Origin of the sequence: Frankia sp. R82 (assembly GCF_023716925.1) — a bacterium.
Classification (GTDB): Bacteria; Actinomycetota; Actinomycetes; order Frankiales; family Frankiaceae; genus Frankia.
Genome location: NZ_JAMQQG010000250.1, coordinates 1 through 6,165 on the forward strand (window position 1 = coordinate 1; position 6,165 = coordinate 6,165).

The following is a 6,165-nucleotide window of genomic DNA, read 5'->3' on the forward strand; positions in this document are numbered from 1 at the left end:
GCTGGCTGTTTCCGGTCATCGCCGGGGTGGGCCTGTTCGTGGCGGTGGTGGCCGCCGTGCTGCTGCTGACCGGTCCGTCCGGCGACGATGCCGGCCCGGCCAGCAGCGCCCCGCCCGCCGGCCCGTCGTCGGCCACAGCCCCGGTCGGGTCCGGTGCGGCCGGGACGGCGTCCGGGGCCGCGGGCCAGCCGACGGCGTCGCCGGTCGCGGGCCGCTCGCCGGAGCAGGTCTGGCGCGGCGTGCTCGGCGGACTCAACACGGCCCGCAGCAAGGCGTTCGAACAGGGTCGGGAGGCGACGCTGGCGGATTCGGACGCACCTGGCAGCCGGGCCTATACCGACGATGTGGCGCTCATGCGCACGATTGTCGGCCGGGGGGCGCACTCGTCGCCGCTGCGCACCGAGATCCTCGCCCTGCAGGTACGGTCCAGCTCTTCCGAGCAGGTCACCCTGCGGGTCACCGACCGCTTGGAGGCCTACGACTTCCTCGACGTCCGCGGTCAGGTCGTCGGCCACCAGGACGCCAAGGCGCCCCTGCAGCGCGATCTCGTGCTGGTGCACACCGCCGCGGGCTGGCGGGTGTCGCAGTCGTTCACCGTCGCCAGCTGAGGCTGGCGGCCAAGGTCGGCAGCCAAGGTCAGCAGCCGAGGCCGCAGACCGAGTGGGTGCGGGTCAGGCCTGGCGGGCCAGTACCGCGCGCAGGGCCGTTTCGATGCCTGGATGGGTGAAGCGGAAGCCCGCCTCGGTCAGCACCGTCGGGGACAGCCGCTGTGAGGCCAGTACCCCCTCGTCGGCGAATCCGCCGAGGGCGACCCGCAGCGCGACCCGTGGCACGGTGGCGAACGCCGGTCGATGCAGCGCGCTGGCGAGCGCCGCGGTGAACCGGGCATTGGTCACCGGCTCGGGCGCAACCAGGTTCACCGGGCCCGCCACCGCATCGCCGGGACCGGCCTCCAGCAGGAAGCGCAGTGCTCGGACCTGATCGGTCAGGGTGATCCAGCTCAGCCACTGCCGGCCGGAACCGAGCCGTCCGCCGAGGCCGAGGCGAAACAGGGGCAGCTGCCGGGCAAGCGCCCCGCCGTCCGCGGCGAGCACGACGCCGGTGCGCAGTGCGCAGACCCGGATGCCGGCGTCTCGAGCCGGCTGGGCGGCGGCCTCCCAGTCCTCGACCAGGTGCGCGAGGAAGCCGTCGCCGGCCGGTGCCGACTCGTCGAGGGGACCTGTGTCGCCGCCCGCGGCGGTGCCGTACCAGCCGATGGCGCTGCCGGACAGCAGCACCCGCGGTTGCGGGGAGAGCCCGGCGAGCGTGCGGGCGAGCAGACCGGTGCCGTCGATCCGGCTGTCCCGCAGGGTCCGCTGGTAGGACGCGGTCCAGCGGTGATCGCCGATGCCGGCGCCGGCCAGGTGGACGGCGGCGTCGACGCCGGCCAGCGTCGCCGGATCGAGGCGCCCGGCGCCCGGATCCCAGCGGATCTCGCCGTGGGCGCGGGGTGGCCGGCGGACCAACACGTCCACCTCGTGCCCGTCGTCACGCAGGGCGGGCACGAGCGCCGAGCCGATCAGACCGGACGCCCCGGTCACCACGATGCGCATGGTTGACCATCGTGGCCGGTCGCCGTCGACAACGCGAGCCGACCGGCCACGAGGTGCGCCCGTGGTCCGGATCCCGGGCCGGTCCGGGATCCCCGTGGCTAGAGGCCGAGGTCGGCCTCGAAGGCACCTTCCTCGAGCCGCCGCTTGATGAAGGTGAGGAAGCGGGCGGCGTCCGCGCCGTCGACGATGCGGTGGTCGTAGGTCAGCGACAGGTAGACCGTGGAACGCACCGCGATGATCTCGCCGAGGTCTGGGTCGTCGATGACCGCCGGCTTCTTGGCCACGATGCCGGTGCCGAGGATGCCGACCTGCGGCTGGTTGAGGATCGGCGTGTCGAACAGGGCGCCCCGGCTGCCGGTGTTGGTGAGGGTGAACGTGCCGCCACCGAGCTCGTCCGGGGAGATCTTGTTCGCGCGGGTGCGGCTGGCCAGATCGTCGATCTTGCGGGCCAGGCCGGTCAGGTTCAGGTTGCCCGCGCTGTGGATGACCGGCACGACCAGCCCACGCTCGGAGTCCACGGCGATGCCGAGGTTCTCCTCACCGTGGTAGGTCACCGTCCCGGCGTCCACGTCGATGCTGGCGTTGAGCTGCGGGAACTCGCGCAGCGCCTCGCAGGTGGCAAGCGCGAAGAACGGCAGGAACGACAGCTTGAGGCCCTCGCGGGCGGCGAAGCCGGCCTTGGCCCGATCACGCAGCTTCGCGATGCGGGTGACGTCCGCCTCGACGACGGTGGTCAGCTGCGCACTGATCTGCAGCGACTCCACCATCCGGCGGGCGACCAGGGCCCGCAGCCGGGAGAGCTTCTCCGTGCGCCCGCGTACGGGGGCCGGGGCGGAGCTCACCGGCGTGGCCGGGGCCGCGGACGGCGTGGCCGGGGCCACGGACGGCGCGGTCGGGGCGGACGTCGCGGCGGGAGCGGGGGCCGGGGCGGAGCTCGACGGCGTGGCCGGGGCGCCGCCGGAACGGGCCGCGTCCTGGATGTCCTGCTTGGTGATCCGACCGCCGGGACCGGTACCGGCGACGTCGGCCAGGTCGACGCCGAGCTCGACGGCCATCTTGCGCACGAGCGGGGTGACGTAACGGCCGATGCCACCGTCGCCGTTCGCGGCGGTGGTAGACGCCGGGGCACTGGCCGCCTGGGCGGGCACCGGCTGCGGAGCCGGTGCGGGCGGGGCGGGCTTGGGCGCGGGCGGCGGCGGGGGGGCCGCTGCTGCGGGCTTTGCCGGCGCCGGGGGCGGGGGCGGCGCGGGGGCCGGCTCGGGTTCCGGCTCGGGCTCCGGCGCCGCGGGCGACTCGGCCTCGGCGGCGGGGGCGGAACCGCCGGACCCGTCATCGATGACCGCGAGCTCGACGCCGACCTCGACGGTCTCGTCCTCGGCAACCTTGATCGAGCTGATGACGCCGGAGGCCGGGGCGGGGATCTCGGTGTCGACCTTGTCCGTGCTGACCTCGAGGAGCGGCTCGTCGGCCTCGACGCGCTCGCCTTCCTGCTTCAGCCAACGGGTGACGGTTCCCTCGGAGACACTTTCCCCGAGCCGGGGCATCGTGACAGATACAGACATGCTGGAACGACTCCTTCGTCGCAACCGGCATGCACCGCGCGAGCGGCCGGCCGGAGCGTTTGATGCCGTGTCGTTGCGTGCTGGGGTGTGGGCACACTGGCGGTGGTGTCTGCCAGCGGTGGTACGTCTGTTGCGTCGGTGGCCGGATGCGGGGTCCGTGGCCAGCTGGGCGACCCGCGGCCGCGGCTAGCCGTGGACGTGCAGTGGTTTGCCGGCCAGCGCGAGATGAGCCTCGCCGAGCGCCTCCGACAGGGTGGGATGCGGATGGATGAGCTGGGCGACCTCGGCGGGTTCGGCCTCCCAGTTCGTGATGAGCTCCGCCTCGGCGATCAGTTCGCCGACCCGGTCGCCGACCATGTGCACGCCGACCACGGGACCGCCGGGCAGCGCCACCAGGGTCACCGCGCCGGCGGTCCGCAGGATCTGGGCCTTGCCGTTACCGGCCAGGTTGTAGGTGAAGGTGCGGATCTCGCCGTGCCGTTCCCGGGCCGCGGCCACCGTGAGCCCCACCGAGGCGACCTCGGGATGGGAGTAGGTGACGCGGGGGATGTTGTCGTGGTCCACCGGCACGGGGTTGCGCCCGGCGAGCCGTTCGGCGAGGTAGATGCCCTCGGCGAAACCGACGTGGGCGAGCTGCGGACCGGGGCGCAGATCGCCGAGTGCGGAGATGGTCGGGATGTTGGTGCGCAGCTCACGGTCGACCAGGACGTAGCCGCGGTCGGTGGCGACCCCGACCTCCTCCAGACCGAGGCCGGCCGACACCGGTCCGCGGCCCACCGCGACGAGCAGCAGCTCCGCGTCGATGGTCGTGCCGCTCTCCAGTGACACCGTCACGCCGTGGTCGGTGGTCTTCACCCCGGCGAACCGGGCGCCGAGTTCCAGCCCGATGCCGCGCTTGCGAAACGCCCGCTCCAGCAGCCGGGAGCTGGACTCGTCCTCGAGCGGGACGAGATGCGCCAGCGCCTCGACGATCGTCACGTCGGCGCCGTAGGAGCGCCAGACCGAGGCGAACTCGCAGCCAATCGCCCCGGCGCCGAGCACGACGACGGAGGCGGGCACCCGGTCGAGCGTCAGCGCGTCATCGCTAGTGATCACCCGTTCGTGGTCGATCTCCAGCCCGGGCAGCGTTTTGGGCTGCGAGCCGGTGGCGAGCAGCACATGGCGACCGGAGACCACCCGGTCCCCGACGGCGACCGCGGTCGGGGAGACCAGCCGGCCGAATCCCTCGATGACCTCGATGCCGCGCGAGCGGATCAGCCCGGTCAGCCCCTTGAACAGGCCCGCGACGACCGAGTCCTGGTAGGCGTGGACCTTCGCCATGTCGATGCCGTCGAGGGTCGAGCGGATCCCGAAGGACTCGCTGTCGTTGATGGAGTCGACGATCTCCGCCGAGTGCAGCAGCGCCTTGGTCGGAATGCATCCTCGGTGCAGGCAGGTGCCGCCGAGCCTGTCCTTCTCGATCAGGGCGACGCGCAGGCCGAGTTCGGCGGCGCGCAGTGCGGCGGCGTACCCGCCGCTGCCACCACCGAGGACGACCAGGTCGACGGGACCGGCCGCTGAGTCCGCCACGCCTTGGGTCCCTTCTCGTTGACTTCACGAACCGCGCCGGACTGGCTGGCCCGGCACGAGACGACGGCGTCGGACGACGTTGCCGCCGGTGGGCCACCGTCTGCTGGGCCATCGCCTGCTGGGCCGGCGTTCTGGGGCCACGACTGTCGCATCACGTCGGTCCGAGCCCAGTCTTTCACGCCGCCACCCACCGGCCGCTCGGATGGGGGAGTGCAATACGTCGCGTGCGCCCGCAGGAGGCGCGGGCCGATGCGGGTGCGGGTGTGGTATCGGATGCGAATGCGCCCGGATCGGGCCGCGACGTCCTCAACCGGTGTGGTTGGCCTGGTTCTCGGCGAGCTGCACGAGAGTGCGGACGATCACGCCGGTCCCGCCCTTGGGTGTGTGCCCATAGGGCTCACCGCCGTTCCACGAGGGACCTGCGATGTCAAGGTGCGCCCAGGCGACGTCCTCGGCGACGAAGGCTCCGAGGAAGTGGGCGGCCACCAGCATCCCGCCCTCGCGGTTGCCGCCCGGCGCGACGTTGGCCAGGTCGGCGACGGTCGAGTCCAGGCCCTTGCGCAGCTCCGGCGGCAGCGGCATCGGCCAGACGCTCTCCCCGGCGTCCGCCGCCGCGGTCGCGACCGCGTCCAGGGCGTCCCCGCGGCCCATCAGCCCGCTGGTGCGCATGCCGAGCGCGACGATCTGGGCGCCGGTCAGCGTGGCCACGTCGACGATCATCGCCGGGGACTCCTCGGCGGCGCGGACCAGCGCGTCGGCCAGAACGAGCCGGCCCTCGGCATCGGTGTTGAGCACCTCGACCCGCCTGCCGCCGCGCATCGTCAGCACGTCGGACGGGCGGATCGCCGCGCCCGAGGGCATGTTCTCCGCGCACGGCAGCCAACCGACCACGGTGATCGGCAGTCGGAGCCGGGCGATGGCGATCACCGCGGCGAGCACCGCCGCCGCGCCCGCCATGTCGGTCTTCATCCACTCCATCGCCGTCGACGGCTTGAGCGACAGGCCGCCGGAGTCGAACGTGATGCCCTTGCCGACCAGCGCGAGCGCCGGGTGCTCGGCATCGTCGCCGCGCCATGCGAGCCGGATCAGCCGCGGCGGGTTCGCCGACCCCTGGCCGACCCCGAGAATCCCGCCGTACCCGCCCTCGGCCAGCGCCGTCTCGTCCAGCACCTCGACCTCGACCCCGGCGGCTCCGGCCTGCTCGCGGGCCAGGTCGGCGAGCAGGGTGGGCGACAGGTGGCTCGGTGGGGTGTTCACCAGGTCCCGGACCAGCCGGACCGCCGCCGTGGTGACCACGGCCCGGTCGACCTCGGCCGTGGCCAGCGGCAGGCTCGCCTCGTCCACGACGACGACGAGCTCGCCGACCGGCGCCGCGCGGCCCGCCGCCGAGACCGTGCGCAGCCGGTCGAACGTGTAGGCGCCGAGCAGGGAGGACTTGCCAA

At 73.4% G+C, this 6,165-nt stretch carries 4 protein-coding genes and 1 pseudogene; 1 reads left to right on the forward strand and 4 read right to left on the reverse strand.

Going from position 1 to position 6,165, the window contains the following annotated elements; translation table 11 throughout:
- Nucleotides 1–608 (forward strand): annotated as a pseudogene (locus ND747_RS19605) (serine/threonine protein kinase); the annotation flags it as partial.
- A 63-nt stretch (nt 609–671) separates the two neighbouring features.
- On the opposite strand, the gene ND747_RS19610 reads toward ND747_RS19605, so the two are convergent.
- From ND747_RS19610 to ND747_RS19625, 4 genes are all read right to left on the reverse strand, one after another.
- The gene (locus tag ND747_RS19610) at nt 672–1,592 is read right to left on the reverse strand and encodes a TIGR01777 family oxidoreductase (protein WP_251735263.1); all 921 of its coding nucleotides are present in this window, start codon (nt 1,590–1,592) and stop codon (nt 672–674) included.
- A gap of 98 nt (nt 1,593–1,690) precedes the next feature.
- Nucleotides 1,691–3,154, reverse strand: coding sequence for a 2-oxoglutarate dehydrogenase, E2 component, dihydrolipoamide succinyltransferase (gene sucB, locus ND747_RS19615; RefSeq protein WP_251735265.1), 1,464 nt, complete (start codon nt 3,152–3,154; stop codon nt 1,691–1,693).
- A 186-nt stretch (nt 3,155–3,340) separates the two neighbouring features.
- Entirely contained in the window at nt 3,341–4,723 is a 1,383-nt protein-coding gene (lpdA, locus tag ND747_RS19620; RefSeq protein WP_251735266.1) for a dihydrolipoyl dehydrogenase, read from the reverse strand.
- Nucleotides 4,724–5,029: 306 nt separating this feature from the next.
- A partial coding sequence (locus tag ND747_RS19625; RefSeq protein WP_251735268.1) for a leucyl aminopeptidase occupies nt 5,030–6,165 on the reverse strand: 1,136 nt, incomplete at its 5' end.